Consider the following 528-nt stretch of genomic DNA (forward strand, 5'->3'; position numbering starts at 1 on the left):
GCTGCAGCGAGGGAGAGGACGCCCATGAAGCTGGCGGCGGTTTTCTCGTAGCGGGTGGCGATGGCACGCCATTCCTTGAGCCTGGCCCAGAGGCGCTCGACCTGACTGCGGTTGTTGTAGATCCAGTCTGGGCACGCGACGGGCGCCTCGTGGCGCTGGGGTGGGATCGCCGGTCGCGCGCCCATGTTCCAGATGTGCTGGCGAAAGGCGTGACGGGTGTCGCCGCGGTCCCCGACGACCCACTTGGGCACGCCCGTCAGTTGGTCGAGCAGGGGGACGGTGTGAGGCAGTTCATGAGCCTGACCGGGTGCCAGCCGGAAGGCGATGGCGCGACCCTGCCCGTCGGCGATCACGCAAGCCTTGGAACTATCGCCGCCACGTGAGCGGCCAAGCGCTTCACAAGCGTCTCGCTCGGCCCCAGATCCCCCCTTTTGGCAGCCCCTGCCGCCTTTTGATGCGCCCGCACGTTGGTGCCATCGAGGAACACCATACCAAGCTGGACGCCCTGCTCTTGCACGAGGCCGAGCA

At 67.4% G+C, this 528-nt stretch carries 1 pseudogene; it reads right to left on the reverse strand.

Annotation, left to right across the window (positions count from 1 at the left end):
- Positions 1-528: pseudogene (locus FV227_RS28720) on the reverse strand (IS5 family transposase); the annotation flags it as partial.

Origin of the sequence: Methylobacterium sp. WL119 (assembly GCF_008039875.1) — a bacterium.
GTDB lineage: Bacteria > Pseudomonadota > Alphaproteobacteria > Rhizobiales > Beijerinckiaceae > Methylobacterium.